Origin of the sequence: Modestobacter sp. DSM 44400 (assembly GCF_900107175.1) — a bacterium.
Lineage (GTDB): Bacteria > Actinomycetota > Actinomycetes > Mycobacteriales > Geodermatophilaceae > Modestobacter.
In genome coordinates this window covers 1-20,803 of the sequence record NZ_FNOZ01000025.1, presented here as the reverse complement: position 1 = coordinate 20,803, position 20,803 = coordinate 1, and the positions used below count along the sequence as shown (strand labels likewise).

Below are 20,803 nucleotides of genomic sequence, written 5' to 3'. Positions count from 1 at the left end.
TCATCGCGACGTAAGAACCGTCGAGCGGGATCGGCGGCAGACTCGACGGCGTGGGATTGCCTGTGAAAGGGCCCGGAACGTCACCGCCGCTCTGGCCGCACTTCTCGTCGCCGCTGCGCTCCACCGCGCTGACCGCCCGGCTGGGTGCCGTCCTCGGCATCTGCCTGGCCGTCTGCTTCGGAACCGGCCTGCTCAGCCACTACCAGTACCAGCCGTGGACGTGGCTGCCCGAACCGGCCGCGCCGATCTGGATCTACCGGGTCACCCAAGGTGTGCACGTCGCCACGGGCATCGCGACGATCCCGTTGTTGCTGGTCAAGTTGTGGTCGGTCTACCCGAACCTGTTCCGCTGGCCGGCCGTCCGTTCTCTTCCGCACGCACTCGAGCGGGGCTCGGTCGCCGTTCTGGTCGCCACGGCGCTCCTGCAACTGTTCACGGGGTTCTTCAACGTCCTGAACTGGTACCCGTGGCCCTGGAGCTTCGTGCCGGTCCACCGCTTCCTCGCCTACGTCCTGATCGGCTCCCTGCTGCTCCACATCGCCGTCAAGTTGCCCGATATCACCTACGGGCTGAAGACCAGGCTCGTCGATGGCGACGTGCTGACCGAGAAGCCGTGGAACGAGAACCCGGCCTCGTACAGCAACAACGACAAGATGCATCAGCCCCCGCCGTCGACACCGGCGATCTCTCGCCGCGGGCTGCTGGTCGCAGCGAGCGGGGGGATCGGTCTGGTGGCGTTGACCAGCGTGGGCCAGACCCTCACACCCCTCGAGCCGATCGGTCTGCTCGCGGTCCGGCAGCCGAGCACGGGACCGCAGGGCGTCCCGGTCAACCGGACTGCCGACCAGGCCGGCGTTCGAGACCTGGCAGCGGACCCGAACTGGCAATTGATCGTCAGCGGACCGGACGGCTACCAACTGTCACTCGCCGACATCGAGGCGATGGCCGCGGCGGAGGCCGACCTGCCGATCACCTGCGTCGAAGGCTGGAGCGTCGGGGCGCACTGGACCGGGATCCGCTTGCTCGACGTGGTCCGTCGCGCCGGTGGCAACGCCGGTTCGAGGGTCGATTTCGTCTCGCTGGAGCCCAGAGGATCCTTCAACCACTCCACCGTGCAGGGCCCGCAGCTGTCGCGGGCACTCCTCGCGACCCATCTGAACGGCCAGCGTCTGGACGTCGATCACGGTTACCCGCTGCGTCTGATCGCCCCTGACCGGGCCGGTGTCCTGAACACCAAGTGGCTGAAGGCGGTGACGGTGCGGTGAGCGGCACGTGGGTCGGGATCAGGCGGATCCGCGTGGTGATCGGTGGCGCGGGTGTCGTGTTGGCCTTGTTCGGCCTCTTCCGCCTGGTCACCCAGGTCCCCGGGAGGAGCTTGCTCGGACTCGCAGCCTGGCTCGTCGGAGCGCTCGTCCTGCACGCCGTGCTCTCGCCGGCCGTCGTCGCCATCGGAACGGGGCTGAGGAAAGTACCCCCCAGGGCCCGCGCGCATCTCCAGGGCGCGCTCGTCACCGGCGGGTTGGTCACCGTCATCGCCCTCCCGCTGATCTACCGCGCCGGCAGCCAGCCGGGCGTCAAGGCCATCCTCGGCCAGGACTACGGGCACAACTTGGTGCTGCTGCTCGCGCTCATCAGCGCGGTGGCCGTGCTGTCCTACCTCCGTCGGGTCGTGCGTGGGTGCCGTGCCGCCGGTGCGGCGCCGACCACGAACGACGGGCCGTCACCGACCGCGTGACATCGCTGTCCACCCTTCAGGCCGTCGGACAGCCTTTCCTTGCGCGGGCCGGGTCGCGGACGTCAGCCCCGGACGGTGTCGACGACGTGGAGTCCGGTCGGGTCAGGACCGCCGTCCGGCCGTGTGCGTCCGGAGACCGGTCGTCCAGCCGCTGCCCTCCACGAAGGTTCCACAGCAGGTACGCGCGCCGACCCATGGCCGTAAGACGCACGTAAGCGCGCGGGGTGGGTCCATCTGGGCCGCTCGGGCCCAGTGTGCTCAGTAGCGGCTGCTCCGGGCACGAGCACGGTCGCGGTCTGCCTCGCACGGCCAACGGCGCTCGGACTGGGCGCATGACGAGGGGAGTTCAGAATGAACAAGCGCGCGGACGAGCAGGTGCCACGAGGCCGACGTCATGCCGGGTTCGCCCGCTGCGGCCTGGCCGTGGGGGCGCTGCTGAGCACGGTGTTGATCGGTTCGGGATCAGGCGCAGCCGCCGAGGCGGACGCGGCGCCACAGGTCGTCGCGGGCGAGGGGGCCGCCTTCGCCATGACCAACCAGACCGCCGACAACCGCATCGTCAGCTACCGGCGGGCCGCCGACGGGACCTTGACGCGGGTCGGCAGCGTCTCGACCCACGGTCTGGGCCAAGGAGTGGACCTGGACACCCAGGGTGCTCTGCGGCTCAGCGACGACCACCGATTCCTGTACGCCCCCAACCCGGGCAGCGACGACGTCACCGTGTTCGCCGTCCGCGGTACGGAGCTGACGTTCCTGCAGAAGGTCCCCGCCGGGGACCAGCCGAACAGTCTCGCCCTCCACGACGACGTGCTCTACGTCCTCGACGGTTCCGTCGCCGGGAACGGCGTCCTCGGCTTCCGGGTCGCCCGAAACGGCACCCTCACCGAGCTGGAGGACTCCTTCCGGCCGCTCAGCTCGCCCGTGGCCGTCCCCGGCGACGTGGAGTTCAGCCCCGACGGACATCTGCTCCTCGTGACGCAGAAGACGACCGCCGTCACTCTGTCGCCGTCCATCGCGATCGACGCATTCCGGATCCGGAGCGACGGGTACGCGAGCGCCATGCCCGAGCGCAATGCCTCGCACGGCGTGCGCCCGTTCAGCTTGGCCTTCCGCAACAACGGGGAGCTCGTCGTCGCCGAGTCGTTCGACGCGTCGGAGGGCCGGTCCGCCCTGTCCTCCTACCGCGTGTCGGCAGAGGGTCTGCTGTCGGTCGTCAGCGGTTCGGTCCCGAACCGGCAGACGGATACGTGCTGGGTCGTGGTCACCAAGGACGGCCGGTACGCGTACACCGCCAACTTCGGCAGCGGGACGATCTCCAGCTACCGCTACGACGACGCAGGCCGGGTCCAGCTGCGCGACGGCGAGGCGGCCTCCACCGGCCCGATGAGCCAGCCGGTGGACCTGGCTCTCAGCGCCGACGGCCACTACCTGTACCTGCTCCTGCGGGGCACCGGTGGCGTTGCCGGTTTCGAGATCGGGCCGAGCGGCGCCCTGCGGTCGCTCGGGACGGTCACCGGCGAGCTGCCGGTCGCTGACGGCGCCTCCGGGCTGGCTGTGTACTGACGTGACCCACGCCGCACCCCGGTCCCGGGTGTCCGGGGTGCGGCGACTCCGGCCCCCGCTCTGGCGTCACAGGTCGGCCAGCCGGACATGCGGTCAGCCGTCGGCGCAGTCGATGGGGTGCGACCCCGAGCGCCGCGCGACCGATTCAGCCCTTGGTCACGGCGACGTCGATGAGCATGGGCGCGGTAGCGGCGGCCAGCGTCGGCAGCACCTCGTCCAGCAGTTCGCCCAATGCGGTCACGGAATCGACACGTTCGGCGCGGCATCCAAAGCCGCGCGCGATCGCGCAGACGTCCAGGCCGAAGGCGTCCGGCCATGGCCCTGTACCACCCTGCAGGTGGGCGAGGTGGTCCATGATCGCGTAGCCGCCGTTGGACATCACCACGTAGAGCACCCCGAGCCCGTAGGTCTGTGCGCTCCAGAGCGACTGGATGCTGTACATCGCCGATCCGTCCCCGACGATCGCGACGACGGGCCGGTCCTGCCGGGCCATGCGCAGGCCGGCGGCCGCCGGCATGGCGAAGCCCAGGCCGCCCATTGCCGCGCTGATGAAGCCGAGCGGGCGGCGTGCAGGAAGGAAGTCGTTGAGCAGCCGGCGACTCGACGGAGTCTCCTCGAAGACGACGGTGTCCGCCGGGACTCGGTGGCCGATCGCCTGGAACACCAGTTCCGGACTCAGAGGTCCCTCGCGGTCGGTGGGCTCGGCCGGTGGCGTGGGGGCTTCGTCCACGTGAACTGCTCCCAACTGGTCGGCGAGCAGCTCGCAGAGCTCCGGAAGGGGGCCGAGGACGGCGAGATCGAGGACGCCGCTGGCAACGTCGTCGAGATCCTCGGCCATACCGACGACCGTGGTGTCCTGGTCGAACAGCCGGCCAGGCTCGAACGGGTACTGACGCAGCGACGCGGCGCCCACCACGAGCACGAGGTCGTGCCGGCCGAGCGCGTCGCGCACGCCGGAGCGGCTCGCAGGGAGATGACCGGCGAAGGCGGAGTCGTCCTGTGGAAATCCGGCGCGTGCGCCGAAAGGCTCCTGCCACACCGGTGCGTGCAGCGCGCCGGCGATCGCGCGCAGCGCATCCCAGGTACGTGCGTCGTCCGCACCGGCGCCCGAGACGATGACCGGGCTGATCGCGGCGCGCACCCGCGCAGCCACCTCTAGCACAGAGTTCTTGTCAGCGGCGGCGCCGACCAGGACCTGTTTCGGGGCGGCGAGTTCGACGGCTTCTGTCAGCTCCGCCAGCCAGTCGTTCATGGGGACGATGACCAGGGCCGGCCCTCGACGGATGCGCGCCTCGTGGTAGGCCCGCGCAAGCAGCGCCGGCACGTCCTCGGCCCGTGGCGGCTGGCCCACCCAGACCGGGTACTCGCCGGCGAGGCCGTGGAGGCGACCGGCCAGGAAGGGCTCGTTGACGAGGTGACGACGGTCCTGTTGGCCCACGATGACCACGAGCGGGACCTTGTTGGCACGGGCGGTGGCCAAAGCTCCCACCGCGTTACCGAGTCCGGCGGTCGTGTGCAGGATGGCCAGCGCCGGTCTGTCGCTGCCGAGGGCATGGCCGGTCGCCATTCCGACGACCGTTGCCTCGTGCAGCCCCAGGACGAAGTCGACGTCGTCCGGAAGGTCGGTCAGCAGCTGGATCTCGGTCGATCCCGGGTTGCAGAAGATCGTGGTCAGCTCGAAGGAACGCAGTACGTCCAGAGCGACGTCCCGTACCGTGCGCGTGGCCATTCGGGCTCCCCGTCCAGGTGGGTTCTGCGACCGGCATGGGCAGGATGACAAAGGTCCTGCCCGGAGTGAATAGCTACTCCCCACCAGACGATCACCCCGATGAGTGGAGCGAAGAGGTCACCGTTCCTCGGCCTCGAGTTCCTGCCGGATGCCGGTCATGCGGTGGGGGAGAGCTTCAGGCGGGGCCGCCGCAGGCCCTCGACGAGTTCGCGGGCCCGTACCTGGGCCTGGACGGCGTTCCGCCGTTTGACCTCCTCGTACCCGCGGATGATGTCCGGTAGTTCCGCGATGGCGACAGCTGTGTCGAAGGTGGCGGGCCGCAGGGCACTGAGCGCCTCGGTGAGGAGATCCCGGTACCAGGCGATCAGCTCCCGCTCCTCGCGCCGGGACTGTTGCCGCCGGAAGGGGTCCACCGCGGTGCCGCGAAGTCGCCGTGAGGTGCGCAACGCGCGGAAGGTCGGCGTCGCCACGACCGCCGGCACCCGCAGCTTGCGCGTTCCGAAACGCCGGGCCATCGGCGGCTGCAGGTTGTGCGTGAGCGTCACTGGGCCCTCGAACGTCGCCGCGACGTGCTCGGCGAAGTCGGGCTTGAGGGAGAGCCGGGCCACCTCGTACTCGTCCTTGAACGCCATCAGCTTGTACAGGCCGCGGGCGACTGCGTCGGTCAGCCGGTGCGAGCCGGGCGCCACCTCGCTCTCGCGGACAGCCACCCGGAGGACCTCCCCGACGTAGCCGGCCGCGTAGTCGCCGTCCTGGTAGTCGACGAGCTCGGGGAGGCGGACGGCGAGCAGTCGCCGCGTCGGCTCCGGCAGGGCCCCGGTGCGCTGCCACAGGCCGACCGCAGCTTGACGCCGACGGCGGTCCAGCCGGCCGGCGCGGTGATCGAACTCGGTCGTCGCATCGGTCTGCGGCGGGGCGATGAGCGCCTCCACCCGGGCGCGGTCGGCCACCCACAGGCGGCCGTACCGGAACGCCTGCTGGTTGGCGCCGACGGCGACGCCGTTGAGGTCGATCGCGGCCTCGATCGCCTCCGCGGACAGCGGCAGCAACCCGTGCTGGTAGGCCGCGCCGAGCGCGATCACGTTGGTCAGCATGTAATCGCCGAAGACCTCCTCGGCGATCCACCGGGCCCGTACCTCCACCACCTCCCGGCAGTAGGCCGCGATGGTGGCCCGCAGACGCCCGGTGTCGACCACGGCGTGGATGTCCCGGACCTGTTCCCCCGTGGGGAAGAGGTCGGTATTCGTGACCGCCGTGGTCCGGTTCGGGGAGCACCGGTCCAGGTTCGCCGGCGAGCAGGCACCGACCTCGTCGAGGGCGAGGTAGACGTCGGCCTGCCCGACGCCGACCTTGCTGGCGTGCGCTGCCGTGCCGGGCGGGATCACCGTGAGGCTGCTGACCACCGGCCCCCACTTCTGGGCCGCACCGGTCTGGTCGAAGGACAACACGTCGTTGCCGTCCAGGAGGGCGGCGACGGACAGGATGCCATTCAACGTCAGGACCCCGGTCCCCCCGACCCCGGGCATGTACAGGTTCACCGGGGAACGCAGCGCCGGGGCGGGGACGGCCGGGATCTCCTCCTCGCGCAGCGGCGCGGCGATCCGCTTCCGGTAGCCCTTTCCGGGCTGGGTGTGGACAGTGGCGAAGGAGGGGCAGTCGCCCTGGACGCAGGAGTAGTCCTGATTGCAGGACGACGTGTGGATGCGGGTCTTGGCGCCGAACTCGGTGGGGACCTTCTGCAGCGACATGCAGTTGCTCGCGGCGCCGCAGTCCCCACAGTTCTCGCAGACGTCCTCGTTGATGACGACGTACTCGGTGGGGCGGTCCAGCTCGCCGCGCTTCTGCAGCCGCCGGCGCTCGTTGGCGCAGGACTCGTCGTAGACCAGCACGGTGACGCCGGGCACCGTCGCCAGCTCCTGCGCGGTCTCGACCATCCGGTGCGCCGGGCGAATCTCGACCCCCGGGGCGAGCGGAGCCCCGCGGTACTGCTTCGGGTCCTTGGTCATCACGACGATGCGCGCGACCCCTTCGGCGTCCAAACCGCGGGTCAGCTCGAGCAGCCCCCGTGACCCGACGGCGTCCTGCGCGCCGGTGTTGGCGACCACGCCGTTGTAGAGCAGCTTGTAGGTCAGGTTCACCCCAGCGGCCACCGCCCACCGGACGTTGAGGTAGCTGGAGTGGTACATCGACCCGTCACCGACGTGCTGCACCATGTGCTCGCGGTCGGTGTAGCGCGACAGGCCTATCCAGGGCAGGCCCTCCCCGCCGTACTGGGTCATGACGTCGATGTGCCGTTCCGGCTGCTCGATCACTGTGTTGAAGCAGTTGCAGCCGGGCGCACCCCACGCGACCTGCCCGGGCGCGAGCACCGTGGAGGAGCTGTGCGGGCAACCCGAGCAGAAGTTCGGGGTCCGGCCGGCCTGGACCTCGTAGTTCCGCCGGCGGACCGCGGCGATCTCCGCCACGCGCGGTCGCCGTGGCAGGTCGGGCAGCACGGGCGCCAACAGCCGGGCGAGCCGCTCAGCGAGGACGTCGGCGTCCATGCCGCCCTCGACCGGGAACAGCGGCGCACCGTGCTGGTCGCGCTTGCCGACGACCCGGATCGGCCGCGCCACCGGCTGGAGGACCGACCGCACCTGCTGCTCAAGGAAGTCGCGCTTCTCCTCGATCACGATGACGTCGTCCAGCCCGCCGGCGAACTCGCGCACCACCTGCTCGTCCAGGGGGTAGACCAGGCCGAGCTTGAGGATCCGCACGCCGGCCCGGCGCAGCTCGTCGTGGGACAGGCCGAGGTCGGTCAGGGCCTGCTCGAGGTCGGTGGCGGTCTTGCCCGCGGTGATGATCCCCACCGTGTCGGCGTCGCCGGAGACCACCGTCGCGTCCAGGCCGTTCTCCCGGGCGTACGCCTGCACCGCCAGGTGCTTCTCCTGGTAGAGGTGGCGCTCCATCTCGATGTTCTTGCCGGGGAAGAACGAGAAGTCGGTGCGCTTGACGAACGGCTTGCCGTCGACCTTCAGCTGCGGGATGGCGACCTGCGGTTCGCCGGGTGCATAGCTGACCGACTGGCCGGCGTCGCACAGTGCGCTCGTGAGCTTCAGTGCCACCCAGCAGCCCGAGTACCGCGACAGCCGGATGGCGTGGATGCCGAACGTGCGGAACTCCTCCACCGTCGCGGGGGAGAGCACCGGGATGCCGGCGGAGACGAAGGCGTACTCCTGCTGAAAGGGCATCGTCGAGGACTTGGCCTCGTGGTCCTCCCCGGAGAGGACCACGACCGCCCCGTGCGTCGAGGTCCCGGCGAAGTTGCCGTGCTTGAGCGCGTCCCCGCTGCGGTCGACCCCGGGGCCCTTGCCGTACCAGATGCCGGTAACGCCATCCCACTGGCTGTGCGGATGGGCATCGAGCATCTGCGTGCCCATGTGGGCGGTGGCCGCCAGTTCCTCGTTGCCGGCGGGCACGAAGCTGACGTCGTGCTCGGCGAGCAGCTCTGGGATCCGGCTCAGCGCCAGGTCGTAGGTGCCCAGCGGCGACCCGGGATAGCCACTGATGAACGTCCCGATCCGCAGCCCGGCCGCCCGGTCCCGCCGCGCCTGCTCCAGCGGGAAGGCGACCAGCGCCTGCAGACCGGGCACGAAGTGGGTGCCCGCGTCCTGGGTGAGCCGGTCGCCGAGGTTCCAGGCGGGGCGGGTCGTCCTCGTGCTCTGGGTCACAGCGGCGAGTGTGACACAACGTGAACCGCGAGGACCAACATTCGTAGCACACCGCCGGTGGGCCGACCGGCCACCGGAGCGGTGCGCACTGCCCGCCGGTTGACGCTGGCCACGGCTGCTGGACATCCTGTCGGCACCGGGGAGTCGCTGGAACGCTGCATTCGACGCGGCCGCGGCCGAGGGATCGGAGTTCTGATGACCGGGGGCTCACCGCCCGGCGGCGTGCGTCGCCAACTGCCGCGATGGCACGACCTGAAACCGATGCTGGTCGGTCCGCGTCCCACCGGCACCCTGGTCGAACGCCGCGTCGCCCGCGCCCACTCCGTTCCCGACCTCCGGGCGCTGGCGAAGCGTCGCGCGCCACGCGCCGTCTTCGACTACGTCGACGGCGGTGCGGAGTCCGAACTGAGCATGGCCCGGGCCCGGGCGGCGCTGGACCGGGTGGAGTTCTCCCCGTACGTGCTCAGGGATGTCGCGGCCGTCCGGCCGGATACGACCATCCTCGGGCGGCCGGCGAGCCTGCCACTCGTGCTGGGCCCCACGGGGCTGACCCGGGCGATGCACCACGAGGGTGAGATGGCCGTGGCCCGCGCCGCCCGCGAGGCAGGGTTGCCGTATGCGCTGTCGACCATGGGCACCACCTCGATCGCGGGTCTCCGGGCGGCCGTGCCGGCCGCGGACCTGTGGTTCCAGCTCTACATGTGGCGTGACCGGGCGGCCAGTCGGGCGCTGCTCGAGCAGGCGGCCGGCAGCGGGTACTCCACGCTCGTCCTGACCGTGGACGTGCCTGTCGCCGGCGGTCGTCTCCGTGACCAGCGCAACGGGTTCACCATGCCGCCCACGCTGCGCGCCAGGACGCTGCTGGACATGGGCCTGCACCCGTCGTGGTGGGTCAACATGCTCACCACCGGGCCGCTGGCGTTCGCCACGATGGACTCTTCCCATGGCAGCGTGGCCGACACGGTCGGCCGGATGTTCGATCCGGCCGTCACGTTCGACGACCTCGCCTGGGTGCGTGACACGTGGTCCGGCCCCATCGTGATCAAGGGTGTGCAGCGGGTCGAGGACGCCGTCCGGGCAGCGGAGGTCGGCGTGGACGCGATCGTGCTGTCCAACCACGGCGGTCGCCAGCTCGATCGCACCCAGGCTCCGCTGGACCTGCTGCCGAGGGTGCGCGAGCGCCTGCAGGGATCCATGGAGATCTACCTCGACGGCGGCATCAGGAGCGGCGCGGACATCGCGGCGGCGGTCGGTCTGGGCGCGGATGCCTGTCTCATCGGCCGCGCCTACCTCTACGGGCTCATGGCGGGCGGGGAGGCCGGTGTCCGGCGGGTTCTCGCGCTGCTGGGCGAGGAATTCGTGCGCACGATGCAGCTGCTCGGGGTGCGCGACGTCCCGGAGCTCCGGTCCGGGGTCGTGCACCTTCCTGCGGCGGCACCGGCCCTGCCCGCGGACGACGGTCGGTCCGGGGTCGCGGACAACGGACGCCCGACGGGGGCGGGAACGGTCCCCTGATCGCCGGGTTTCCGGCGACGTCCTACATCCGGTCCGTTCCCCTGCTCGACAACTGTCACCAATCCGTGACCGTTCCGAACGGCCTGCGGCCTTGTCCGGCCTCCGCGACGGCACGTAACGTGGCTCACAGGTGATCAAGCGGTCTCCGATTTCCCCGGAGCCCTCCTTTGCGATTTCCCCTACCGGGGGGATCGTCCTGCGACTGGAGCCATTGATGCGCAATCGTGCCCCCCTGACGGCGATGGCCGGGGTGCTCATGCTCGCTCTCACCGCCTGCGGCGGATCGGGGGACTCGGGTGGCTCCGGGGGCTCCGGGGGCTCCGATGGGGACTCCTCCGAGCCGATCGTGCTCGGCCAGATCGCCTCCCTCACCGGCAACTACACACCGCTGGGTACCAACGACAAGCTGGGTGCTGCGCAGGCGGTCGCCGAGATCAACGACGCGGGCGGCGTGCTCGGCGGCCGCAAGCTCGAGATCAAGATTGCCGACGACAAGACCCAGCCCGACCAGGCGGTGATCGCCTTCAATGACCTTGCCAGCCAGGACGTGGTGGCATTCGTCGGGTCGTCGTTCTCGAACTCGAGCCTCGCGGTCATCCCCAACGCCGAGCGCCAGCAAATCCCCTACATCTCCACGGCCGCGGCCGACGAGCAGGTGAAACCGGTCAGCGAGTACGCGTTCATGACCCCGCCGACGGCCGGCGCGGTGGCCGAGCAGTTGCTCCGCTACTTCCAGGCGCAGGGCATGACGACCATGGCGGTCGCCTACGACACCAAGAGCGCCTTCGCCCAGACCGGCTGGGACAAGATGAAGTCGATGGCCGACAAGTACGGCGTCTCCTTCGTCGACGAGGAGACCTTCGAGACGACCACGACCAACTTCGCGCCGCAGCTGACGCACGTGGGCAGCAGTGGCGCCGACGGCCTGATGGTGTGGGCGACCGGTGCACCGGCGGTCATCATCACCAAGCAGTTCGCCACCGCGAACCTGGGCATGCCGCTGGTCATGAGCCACGCGGAGGCGAGCACGCTCTACACCGAGCCCTCCGGTGCGGCCGCCAACGGCGTCATCGTCGCCAGCTCGCTCGCCGTCGTCGGCCCGCACCTGCCCGAGTCCGACGTCAAGGACACCGCGCTGGCCATGGCCGAGCCGTTCCAGAAGGCCAACGGTTACTACCCGCCGCAGTTCGCCTTCGACGGCTACGGCGCGGTCAAGCTCATCGCCGCGGCCATCGAGAAGGCCAAGAGCGCGGAACCGGCCGACATCCAGAAGGCGCTCAACGACCTGACGCTGCTCACCCCTGAGGGCGAGTACTCCTTCTCGGACAAGGACCACGCCGGTCTCACCGTCGACGACGTGGCGGTCAACGTGGTCACCAATGGTGAATTGGTCCCGACCGACTGGTCGCAGCAGGAGCTGGAGAAGTCGCTCAAGTAGTCCGACACGTTCGGCGATCCCGGGCGGCCGTCCGTCGGCCGCCCGGGATCCGATATGAGGAGCGGGGCGACCAGTGCTCGACGTCGAGGGCGTGTCGCGGTCCTTCGGGGGCGTGTATGCGGTGCAGAACGTGTCGCTGTCGGTGGCCGAGGGTGAGGTCCGGGCCATCATCGGACCCAACGGTGCGGGCAAGTCGACGTTGTTCAACCTGGTGGGCGGTCACCTGACGGCCGACTCGGGCACCATCACCTACAGCGGCCGGCCGATCGACGGGGCGTCCGCGCACCGGCGCGCGCACGACGGCATCGCCACGGTGTTCCAGGGCGCGCGGATCTTCCGCGGGATGACCGCGCGGGAGAACGTCATGGTGGGCGCGCAGCCCTGGACGCGCCACGGCTTCGTGGCCGCGGCGCTGCGGCTGCCCCGGCACCGGTCGGAGGAGCGGGCGATCCGGGAGCAAGCCGAGCACGCTCTCGAGCGAGTCGGCCTGGCGGACTGGGCCGACCGCGAGGCCGAGTCCCTCCCGCTGGGCCAGCAGCGCCGGCTTCAGGTCGCCCGCGCGCTGTGCTCCCAACCGCGGCTGCTGCTGCTCGACGAACCGGCGTCCGGGCTGCGCGCCGGTGAGCGCACCGCCCTCGCCGAGCTGATCGAGGACCTGCGCGCCGGCGGGTTGACCATGTTGCTGATCGAGCACGACGTCCGATTCGTGGCCCGACTGGCCGACCGGGTCACGGTGCTCGACCTGGGCCAGGTGATCGCGGAGGGGACCCCGCAGGAGGTCACGTCGGACAAACGGGTCATCAAGGCCTACATCGGTGATGAGGATGAGCATGCTCGAGGTCACTGACCTGGTGGTGCGGTACGGGAACGCGACCGCGCTCGACGGCGTCAGCCTGCAGGTCGGTGAGGGCGAGATGGTCGCGCTGGTGGGCCCCAACGGGGCGGGGAAGTCGACCCTGGTCAACACGCTCTCCGGCATCCTCCGGCCGGTGTCGGGGTCCATCGAGGTCGACGGCCGGCTGGCCCAGGTGCCCGAGGGCCGGCAACTATTCCCGGACCTGTCCGTGGCCGACAACCTGCGGCTGGGAGCCTGGCGGTCCCGTCGCCGGGCCGGTGCGCGCGATCCCCGGCGCATCTACGAGATCCTCCCGGACCTGGAGCGGATGGCGAAGCAACCGGCCGGCACACTGTCGGGCGGGCAGCAGCAGATGGTGGCCGTCGGCCGGGCGCTGATGGCCGATCCCGACATCCTCGCCGTCGACGAGCTGTCCCTGGGTCTGGCGCCGCTGGTCGTCGCCGACCTCGTCCGGCACCTCCGCGAACTCAACGCCTCGCGGGGCACCGCCGTGCTCCTGATCGAGCAGAATGCCCGGCTCGCCTTCGACCTGTGCGAGCGAGCCTACGTCCTGGAGTCCGGCACCATCACCATGTCCGGGAGCAGCGCCGAGCTGAGCCGCAGCGACGCCGTCGCCCGCGCCTATCTCGGCGGCCTGACCGATTCGGAGGCGAGCTGAGTGGCGCGATGAGCGAGCTTGCGAGCTCACGAGTGGACACAGCAGCGCCGCGAACGCGGCCGACGAGCGCCAGCGAGGACGTTGCGTGAGCGAGCTTGCGAGCTCACGAGTGGACACAGCAGCGCCGCGAACGCGGCCGACGAGCGCCAGCGAGGACGTTGCGTGAGCGCGTTCCTGTCCTACCTGATCTCCGGCCTGGCGATCGGCTGCACCTTCGCCCTGGTGGCGTCGGGATTCGTCGCCATCCACCGGGTCACCCGGGTGGTCAACTTCGCCCAGGGCACCTTTCCGGTCGTCGCCGGCCTGACGGTCAGCTCGATGCTCGGCCGCGGCCTGCCGCACGGTGTGGCCGAGCTCATCGGCATCGTGCTCGCCGGCGTGATCGGGCTGGTGGTGGGTGTGATCGCCATCGGCAAGCGCGGCACGCCGACGCTCGCCTCACTGGTGATCACGCTGGGCCTGGGGATCCTGGCCTATGCCTTCGAGATCATCGTGTGGGGTGATCAGCCGGTCTCCTATTCCATGCTCCGCGGGGCGGTGGACATCGGGGGGGCGCGGGTAGCCTGGCAGTACTTCCTGGTGATCGGCGCGACGCTGGTCACGTTCGCCGCGCTCGGCCTGTTCTTCACCCGGACGTACCTCGGTAAGGCCCTGTCGGCCTGCGCCTCCAATCCGTACGCGGCGCGGCTGGCCGGGATCAACCCGATCCGGATGGGGTTGCTCGCCTTCGCCCTCGGCGGTCTGCTCGGTGGTCTGGCCGGCGTATTGATCACCCCGTTGCAGCCGGTGGCATTCGACTCCGACGTGCTGCTGGCGACCAGCGGCTTCGCCGCCGCCATCTTCGGTGGGCTCAACAGCCCCTACGCCGCGCTCGTCGGCGGGCTGCTGCTCGGGGTGCTGGAAGCCTTCGTGGCCGGCTACATCAACGCCTCCTACCAGACCGAGGTAGCGATGGTCCTGATCATCGTCGTGATGATCTACCAGGCCAGTCGGCGTTCCACCGTCTCCGAGGAGGTCTCATGACCGCGGAGGTCGGCACCGTTCGCACCGTCCGCCGCCGGCCCGATGCGCAGCGGGCCGTGGGGCTGGGTCTGGGCGCGCTGGTCGCCGTCCTCACCCTGCTGGCACCGCTGGTGCTGGACCGGTCGCAGCTGACGGTCTACATCCTGACCGGCACGGCGGCCATGGTGACCATCGGTGTCTCCCTGCTGATGGGCTATGCGGGTCAGGTCTCCCTCGGCCAGGCGGCCTACTACGCCGTCGGCGGCTATACCGCGGGGCTGCTCGCCGTGCACGGCACGCCACCCCTGCTGGGGCTGCTCGCGGCCCCGCTCGTCGCCGGGGGTCTCGCCGGGCTGGTGGGCATTCCGATCCTGCGGCTGCGCGGGCACTACCTCGCGTTCGCCACCCTGGCCTTCCAGCTGATCCTGCTGGCCATCGTGGGACAGGTGGACTTCCTCGGCGGTGACATCGGCCTGCAGGGGATCCCGCAGCTCTCACTCCTCGGCATCCAGCTGATGACCGCGCAGGCCTACGCCTGGGTCACCTGGGTCGGTGTGGCCGTCGTCCTGCTGATCACCCGGAACATCATCGCGTCCCGGCCGGGCCGCGGGCTGCGGGCCCTGGCGACCAGCGAGACAGCCGCGGAGTCCTCGGGCGTGCCGGTCACCCGGTACAAGATCGTCGTGTTCGCGCTCTCGGCCGCGTTCGCCGGTCTCGCCGGTGGCATCTACGCCTTCTTCATCGGCTACCTGGCGCCCGGCTCGTTCCCGGTGCTGCTGTCCTTCCAGTTCATCGTGATGGCGGTCGTCGGCGGGCTCGGCACGTTGTGGGGCCCCGTGGTGGGCGCGGTCGTGATCACCCTGATCGTGCAGACCCTCAACGACCTCGGCACCCGCCCGGGCATGCCGTCCTACGCCTCCGGCGTGTTCTCCTACGCGGTGTACGCGATCCTGCTCGTGGTGGTCCTGCTGTTCCTGCCCCGAGGACTCCTACCGGCGATGGCCGACCTCGTCCGGCGCGCTTTCGGCCGCGGCCGGCGTGCGCCGGCAGCAGCCGGGACGGCGGTCACCGTCGACGACTCGACCACCCGGCAGCCCCCCGACTCGCCATGACCGCGGCGGCCTCGCTGGACGGCCTGGCAACGCGGCTGACAGGCGGCGCCCTGGTGACCGCGCCGGAGATCATCGAGGGCTACCGCCGCGACCGGGCCGACCTCGTTCCGGCGGGGGTGCCGCTCGCCCTGGTCCGTGCCACGTGCACCGAGGACGTCGTCGCCACGATGCGCTGGGCGCACGAGGGCAGGGTGCCGGTGGTCCCGCGCGGGGCCGGCACCGGCCTCTCCGGCGGGGCGACCGCCCTGGCGGGCTGCATCGTGCTGTCACTCGAGCGCATGGACGCCATCCGGGAGGTGGATGTCGACGATCAGCTCGTCGTCGTCGAACCCGGGGTGATCAACGCCGACATCGGCCGCGCCGTCGAGCCGCACGGGTTGTTCTACCCACCGGATCCGGGCAGCTTCGAGATCTCGACCATCGGCGGGAACCTCGCCACGAACGCCGGTGGGCTCCGCTGCGTCAAGTACGGCGTGACCCGTGACGCCGTGCTGGGCCTCGAGGTGGTGCTGGCCGATGGCAGGGTGCTGCACACCGGTGGCCGCACCGTGAAGTCGGTCGCGGGGTACGACATGACCCGGTTGATGGTGGGTTCCGAGGGCACCCTCGGTGTGATCACCGCGGCCACGCTGCGGGTCCGCCCGAGACCACCGATGGATCCGGTGACGTTCGTGGCGTCCTTCGCGTCGCTGCCGGCCGCGGGCGCCGCCGTGTCGGCCATTATCCGATCCGGGCTCGCGCCCAGCCTCCTGGAGCTGATGGACCGGGCCACGATCAACGCGATCGAGGACTACCGCCGCCTGGACCTGGACCGCTCGGCCGCCGCCCTGTTGATCGGTCAGTCCGACGGCTCCGACGCCGACCGGCAGGTCGAGGCGATGACGGTCTGCTGCGCCCAGGCCGGCGCGGACCTCATCGTCCGGTCCTCGAGCACGGCGGAGGCCGAGATGCTGCTGCGCGCCCGCCGGCTGGCCGGCGAGGCGACGATGGCCGCCGGGCCGACGATCATCGAGGACGTGGGCGTTCCCCGCAGCCGCCTGGCCGACCTGCTGCTCGCGGTCGGCGAGATAGCAGCCGACACCGGCATTCCGATCGCCACGGTCGGCCACGCCGGTGATGGCAACATGCACCCGACCCTGATGCTCCCCGACCTCGATCCGGACACGCTGGCCCGTGCCTTCGACACCGCCGAGCGGGTGTGCCGGGCCGCACTGGCGCTGGGCGGGACGATCACCGGCGAGCACGGGGTGGGGGCGCTGAAGCGGAGCTGGCTGGCCGGCGAGATCGACGAGACGTCACTGGCGATGCACCGGGCCATCAAGGCGGCCTTCGACCCCCGGGGGATCCTCAATCCCGGCCGCGGCTTCTAGGGCATCAGCGGGGCGGCGCTCCTCGGCCGGATTCCAGCTCGTCCTCGGGGAGCACTACCGGGATGGTGGTCCCGCGCCCGAGTTCCCGCCCGTCGTCGGCGGTGGCGGTACACAAGCAGGTGACCCGGTTGCCGCTGACCTCGGTGCACCGCCTCCACGAGGATCCGGTAACCGACCCAGCTGGGCCCGAGGTAGTCCACCGACAGGGACTGCCGATCGCCGCCTCGCCCAGCTCGAGATCCCGGAGCAGCAGTTCCGGCCGGCCTCCTCGAAGTGCTCTGCCGTGCCGTACGTCGCGTCCACCGGCTGGACCGGCCCGAGCTCGTCGAAGTGCACGGTGGACTCCGGGGGCACCACCACGTCCAGGAGCGCTGACGCGCCCGGCGGGATCGGGAGCACTGCGTCGACCTCCTGTCTGGTCGCGGACTCAGTGGAGGTCGGCGCTCACCTGGCCCGCGGCCCGGACCACCGCCCGGCCGATGTCGCTCACGTCCGCCCCGTCGTCGACGAACACCAGGGCGATGGACGCGCGGGCGGCGCCTTCGGGACCCAGCACCGGTGCCGCCACGGACCGGACGCCGGGGATCACCTCGCCCCGGGAGCTGGCCCATCCGCACCGGCGGGCCTCGGTGAGTTCGGCGCGGTCCTCCGGTGCTGGGCTCTCGGGGATGAGCAGCGCCAGCCCGGGAGCGCCCCGGTCGACCGGATGCCGGGTACCCGGCCGGTAGGCGACATGCGCGGCCGAGTCGTGCGGCTCGACGCTGGTCACCGTCACCGCCTCGTTGCCGGCACGGACGACGAGGAACGCGGTCCTGCCCGTCTCGGCGACGAGCGCGTTCAGCCGGGGGAGTGCGGCAGCCTGGAGGTTGGCGCGCACTCCCCGGGCCAGGGCGGCCAGTCCGAGGCCCAGCCGGTAGCGGCCGGCGCCGTCCCGGTCCACCAACTGGTGGTCCTCCAGCGTCCGCAGCAACCGGTAGGTGATCGAGCGGTGCAGACCGACCGCCTGGGCGATGTCCATGACCGGCTGGGGGGTGGCCGCGGAGGCCAGCTGTTCCAGGATCCGGAGCCCGCGGTCGAGGGTCTGCGACTGGGGCGCGCCCACTCCGTCGCCTGCCGTCATTGCCGTTCGCTTTCCCGGGTCCGGGCGGGCTCGATCCGGCCGGTCACCTCGCCGAACGAGATCCGGGTGCCCTCCGGGCCCGGCGCCGTGGCGGTGATGGTGACAACGTCGCCGTCCTCCAGGAAGGTTCGGGTCGACCCGTCGGCCAGGGCGATCGGCTCCGTGCCGCCCCAGGACAGCTCGATCAAGGACCCGCGCTGGTCCGGTGCGGGGCCGGAGACGGTGCCGGAGGCGTAGAGGTCGCCGGTGCGCAGGCTGGCGCCGTTGACCGTCAGGTGGGCCAGTTGCTGGGCAGGGGTCCAGTACATCTGGCGGAACGGCGGGGAGCTGAGCAGTTCGCCGTTGAGCCGGACCTCCAGGGTGAGGTCCAGGCCCCAGGGGTCCTCGTCGTCGCGCAGGTAGGGCAGTGGTTCCGGTTCGCGGACCGGTGGGTCCACCCGGGCGGCCTCGAGCGCGGCCAGCGGCACCACCCATGGGGAGATCGAGGTGAGGAAGGACTTGCCGAGGAACGGGCCGAGCGGCACGTACTCCCAGGACTGCAGATCCCGCGCGGACCAGTCGTTGACCAGGCACACCCCGAACACATGGTCGGGAAAACCGCTCACCGGCACGGCGGTGCCCAGCTCGGAGCCGACGCCGACGAGGAAACCGACCTCGGCCTCGATGTCCAGCCGCTGCGAGGGGCCGAAGGTGGGGGCGTCGTCGGTGGGCGCCTTGCGCTGGCCGCGGGGACGCACCACCGGCGTCCCCGACACCTGCACGGTTCCGGCGCGACCGTGGTAGCCGATGGGCAGGTGCTTCCAGTTCGGGGTCAGCGCCGCCGAGTTCGGCCGGAACATCCGGCCCAGGTTCTCGGCGTGGTGCTGGGAGCTGTAGAAGTCGACGTAGTCGGCCACCTCCACCGGCAGGTGCAGGGTCACCTCGTCCCGGGCCACCAGGTGCGGCTCCACGACCGGCCGGGCGGCGGGGTCGGTGAGCCAGTCGGTGAGCTGGGCGCGCAGCGCGGACCAGCCCTCCGGTCCACGTGCCATGAAGGCGTTCAGGCTGCCGGTGGTGTGCACCGGATCCCCCGTTGCGGCGGCCAGGTCGAGTACCTGCGCGCCGATGGCGACACCGGTGCGGGGCGCCGTGCCGGCGGTGGAGAAGACGCCATAGGGCAGGTTGGCCAGCCCGAGTCCCGTGTCGGCGGGCAGCTCCAGCCAGGTCTGGAACCTGGAAGAGCTCACGCGGGAATCCGTTCTGTCGAGGGCAGCAGGCCGAGCGACACGAGGTCGTCGACCGGTTCGAGCACGCTGCAGGTGCCGAAGGAGGTGAAGGCAGCCCGGGCGCGCGCCACCCGGGACGTCGGCCAGGTGCGGACCGCGGCTGCCAATTCCGTGCCGTCATCCTCCTGCAGCCAGTCCGGTGCCACCAACGGCAGAGCGCCGGCGGCCAGCGCATCGACGGTGAGCAGCACGTTGAGGAAGCCGTGATGGTGAAAGCCGGTGACCGGGTCGGTGTGCCGCACGGCGGAGTGCAGGCCGGCGGTGCACTTCAACGGCACCTGGCGGGTGATGCAGGCCCGCAGAGCGTCCACCAGTTCCGCGGGGGAGGGGAACAGCTCGGCCCGCAGGCCGCCGGTGCGCAGCTTGGCCCGGTGCCCGGCGGCCGCGAGCACGTTCAAGACGTCGTCCCGTGCCCCGGTTCGTGGCAGCTCCACCGCCGCCGGGACGCCGGTGGGCAGGACGTCGGACAGGACGCGGACAGCCTGCGCCGCGGCAGCCGCGTCCACCGCGCTGGGCACCTCGACCGCGGCCAGCAGCAGCCGGGGATCGGCGGCCACTCTGGCCACCGCGGCGGGCAGGTCACCGGCGGTGGCGATCAACGAGATAGGAAACCCATCCCCGTCATCCAGTTCCGCGACGAACTCGTCGAGTCGAGCGGCGGGCAGGATGAACGGCCCGATCAACCGGCCCCACCGGGAGCGCACCTCCCGGTGGGCGGGGACGGCGGTGGCCATCGGCGCATTCCCAGGCGGGAACAGTGCGGCGTCGTCGAAGAGCCCGTCGAACAGCCCGGCGGCGTTCCCCGTCATGCCGAGGGTCCGCGGCCGGACCAGGACCAGGCGTACTTCCCGTCGTCGACCGCCGTTCCGCCCGCGCCGAGGGACAGCGGCCGGAAGGTGTCGACCATGACGGCCAGTTCGTCGAAGTACTCGGCGCCCAGGGAGCGCTCGACGGCGCCGGGCTGGGGGCCGTGGGAGTGCCCGCCGGGGTGCAGGGAGATCGAGCCCTTGCCGATGCCCGAGCCCTTGCGGGCCTCGTAGTCGCCGTCGACGTAGAACATGACCTCGTCGGAGTCGACGTTGGAGTGGTAGTAGGGCACCGGGACGGCGAGGGGGTGGTAGTCGACCTTGCGGGGCACGAAGTTGCAGATGACGAAGTTGGCGCCCTCGAAGACCTGGTGCACCGGCGGCGGCTGGTGCACCCGGCCGGTGATCGGCTCGAAGTCGGCCACGTTGAAGGCGTAGGGATAGAGGCAGCCGTCCCAGCCGACCACGTCGAAGGGGTGCTCGGGGACCACGTGCACGGTGCCGGCCAGCCCGCCGGGGCCTTCGCCGCGGTGCTTGACGTAGACCTCGACGTCGCTGCCCTCGGCCAGCAGCGGCTCGCCCGGCCCCCGCAGGTCCCGCTCGCAGTAGGGGGCGTGCTCCAGGAACTGCCCGTACCTGGACAGGTAGCGGTTGGGTGGGGCGATGTGGGAGTTGGCCTCGATGGCGTAGGTGCGCAGCGGCTCGGAGCCGGTCGGGATCCAGCGGTGCGTGGTGGCCCGCGGAATGACCACGTAGTCGCCCTGACCGACGTCCAGCGCGCCGAAGACGGTCTCCACGGTCGCCGTCCCGCGCTCGACGTAGACGCACTCGTCGCCGGTGGCGTTGCGGTAGTACGGGCTGGTCAGGCTGCTCACGGCGTAGGAGATCCGGACGTCGGCGTTGCCCAGCACCAGCCGCCGTCCG

The 20,803-nt window shown here is 71.0% G+C and carries 16 protein-coding genes; 10 read left to right on the top strand and 6 right to left on the bottom strand.

Features of this window, described 5'->3' with window-relative positions; translation table 11 throughout:
- Positions 1 to 50: 50 nt before the first annotated feature.
- From BLW04_RS15490 to BLW04_RS15480, 3 genes are all read left to right on the top strand, one after another.
- Positions 51 to 1,265: a molybdopterin-dependent oxidoreductase gene (locus tag BLW04_RS15490; protein ID WP_217631064.1), complete on the top strand. Its 1,215-nt coding sequence runs from the start codon at positions 51 to 53 to the stop codon at positions 1,263 to 1,265.
- Complete coding sequence (locus BLW04_RS15485) at positions 1,262 to 1,735, top strand: hypothetical protein (protein ID WP_091543050.1); 474 nt, start codon at positions 1,262 to 1,264, stop codon at positions 1,733 to 1,735. The genes BLW04_RS15490 and BLW04_RS15485 overlap by 4 nt, the downstream gene beginning before the upstream one ends.
- Before the next feature lie 351 nt (positions 1,736 to 2,086).
- Complete coding sequence (locus tag BLW04_RS15480) at positions 2,087 to 3,298, top strand: lactonase family protein (RefSeq protein ID WP_091543048.1); 1,212 nt, start codon at positions 2,087 to 2,089, stop codon at positions 3,296 to 3,298.
- A 145-nt stretch (positions 3,299 to 3,443) separates the two neighbouring features.
- Here BLW04_RS15480 and BLW04_RS15475 read toward each other — a convergent pair whose 3' ends face one another.
- Together BLW04_RS15475 and BLW04_RS15470 are read right to left on the bottom strand one after the other, a co-directional pair.
- Positions 3,444 to 5,027, bottom strand: coding sequence for a thiamine pyrophosphate-dependent enzyme (locus tag BLW04_RS15475; protein ID WP_091543046.1), 1,584 nt, complete (start codon positions 5,025 to 5,027; stop codon positions 3,444 to 3,446).
- A 155-nt stretch (positions 5,028 to 5,182) separates the two neighbouring features.
- Positions 5,183 to 8,737 (bottom strand): indolepyruvate ferredoxin oxidoreductase family protein, encoded by a 3,555-nt coding sequence (locus tag BLW04_RS15470; RefSeq protein ID WP_175484073.1) that lies wholly within the window; start codon positions 8,735 to 8,737, stop codon positions 5,183 to 5,185.
- A 261-nt stretch (positions 8,738 to 8,998) separates the two neighbouring features.
- On the opposite strand from BLW04_RS15470, the gene BLW04_RS15465 reads away from it, so the two are divergent.
- From BLW04_RS15465 to BLW04_RS15435, 7 genes are all read left to right on the top strand, one after another.
- Positions 8,999 to 10,252, top strand: a complete 1,254-nt coding sequence (locus tag BLW04_RS15465) for an alpha-hydroxy acid oxidase (protein WP_254781625.1) — start codon at positions 8,999 to 9,001, stop codon at positions 10,250 to 10,252.
- Between the two features lie 214 nt (positions 10,253 to 10,466).
- Entirely contained in the window at positions 10,467 to 11,690 is a 1,224-nt protein-coding gene (locus BLW04_RS15460) for an ABC transporter substrate-binding protein (RefSeq protein ID WP_091543038.1), read from the top strand.
- Between the two features lie 73 nt (positions 11,691 to 11,763).
- Positions 11,764 to 12,537 carry an ABC transporter ATP-binding protein gene (locus BLW04_RS15455; protein ID WP_091543035.1) on the top strand — a complete coding sequence of 258 codons (774 nt, stop codon included), beginning with the start codon at positions 11,764 to 11,766 and terminating at the stop codon, positions 12,535 to 12,537.
- Complete coding sequence (locus tag BLW04_RS15450) at positions 12,521 to 13,204, top strand: ABC transporter ATP-binding protein (protein ID WP_091543032.1); 684 nt, start codon at positions 12,521 to 12,523, stop codon at positions 13,202 to 13,204. Before BLW04_RS15455 ends, BLW04_RS15450 begins: the two co-directional genes overlap by 17 nt.
- A 162-nt stretch (positions 13,205 to 13,366) precedes the next feature.
- Complete coding sequence (locus tag BLW04_RS15445) at positions 13,367 to 14,227, top strand: branched-chain amino acid ABC transporter permease (RefSeq protein ID WP_091543030.1); 861 nt, start codon at positions 13,367 to 13,369, stop codon at positions 14,225 to 14,227.
- A complete protein-coding gene (locus tag BLW04_RS15440) occupies positions 14,224 to 15,318 on the top strand; it encodes a branched-chain amino acid ABC transporter permease (RefSeq protein ID WP_091543028.1) in 1,095 nt (364 codons plus the stop codon). The genes BLW04_RS15445 and BLW04_RS15440 overlap by 4 nt, the downstream gene beginning before the upstream one ends.
- Positions 15,315 to 16,688, top strand: a complete 1,374-nt coding sequence (locus BLW04_RS15435; protein WP_091543025.1) for an FAD-binding oxidoreductase — start codon at positions 15,315 to 15,317, stop codon at positions 16,686 to 16,688. Before BLW04_RS15440 ends, BLW04_RS15435 begins: the two co-directional genes overlap by 4 nt.
- A 427-nt stretch (positions 16,689 to 17,115) precedes the next feature.
- On the opposite strand, the gene BLW04_RS15425 is transcribed toward BLW04_RS15435, so the two are convergent.
- The 4 genes from BLW04_RS15425 to BLW04_RS15410 form a co-directional block, all read right to left on the bottom strand.
- Positions 17,116 to 17,808 carry an IclR family transcriptional regulator gene (locus BLW04_RS15425; RefSeq protein ID WP_091543023.1) on the bottom strand — a complete coding sequence of 231 codons (693 nt, stop codon included), beginning with the start codon at positions 17,806 to 17,808 and terminating at the stop codon, positions 17,116 to 17,118.
- Positions 17,805 to 19,034, bottom strand: coding sequence for a fumarylacetoacetase (gene fahA / locus BLW04_RS15420; protein WP_091543021.1), 1,230 nt, complete (start codon positions 19,032 to 19,034; stop codon positions 17,805 to 17,807). The genes BLW04_RS15425 and fahA overlap by 4 nt, the downstream gene beginning before the upstream one ends.
- On the bottom strand, positions 19,031 to 19,882 hold the full coding sequence (locus BLW04_RS15415; RefSeq protein WP_091543019.1) for a hypothetical protein: 852 nt from the start codon (positions 19,880 to 19,882) through the stop codon (positions 19,031 to 19,033). The genes fahA and BLW04_RS15415 overlap by 4 nt, the downstream gene beginning before the upstream one ends.
- A partial coding sequence (locus BLW04_RS15410; RefSeq protein ID WP_091543016.1) for a homogentisate 1,2-dioxygenase occupies positions 19,879 to 20,803 on the bottom strand: 925 nt, incomplete at its 5' end. The genes BLW04_RS15415 and BLW04_RS15410, both read right to left, overlap by 4 nt.

Excerpts from the sequence above, each read along its gene's own strand:
- BLW04_RS15480 (WP_091543048.1), top strand. The coding sequence starts at position 2,087 with ATGAACAAGCGCGCGGACGAGCAGGTGCCACGAGGCCGACGTCATGCC.
- BLW04_RS15475 (WP_091543046.1), bottom strand. The coding sequence starts at position 5,027 with ATGGCCACGCGCACGGTACGGGACGTCGCTCTGGACGTACTGCGTTCC.
- BLW04_RS15465 (WP_254781625.1), top strand. The coding sequence starts at position 8,999 with ATGCTGGTCGGTCCGCGTCCCACCGGCACCCTGGTCGAACGCCGCGTC.
- BLW04_RS15460 (WP_091543038.1), top strand. The coding sequence starts at position 10,467 with ATGCGCAATCGTGCCCCCCTGACGGCGATGGCCGGGGTGCTCATGCTC.
- BLW04_RS15450 (WP_091543032.1), top strand. The coding sequence starts at position 12,521 with ATGCTCGAGGTCACTGACCTGGTGGTGCGGTACGGGAACGCGACCGCG.
- BLW04_RS15440 (WP_091543028.1), top strand. The coding sequence starts at position 14,224 with ATGACCGCGGAGGTCGGCACCGTTCGCACCGTCCGCCGCCGGCCCGAT.
- BLW04_RS15435 (WP_091543025.1), top strand. The coding sequence starts at position 15,315 with ATGACCGCGGCGGCCTCGCTGGACGGCCTGGCAACGCGGCTGACAGGC.
- BLW04_RS15425 (WP_091543023.1), bottom strand. The coding sequence starts at position 17,808 with ATGACGGCAGGCGACGGAGTGGGCGCGCCCCAGTCGCAGACCCTCGAC.
- BLW04_RS15415 (WP_091543019.1), bottom strand. The coding sequence starts at position 19,882 with ATGACGGGGAACGCCGCCGGGCTGTTCGACGGGCTCTTCGACGACGCC.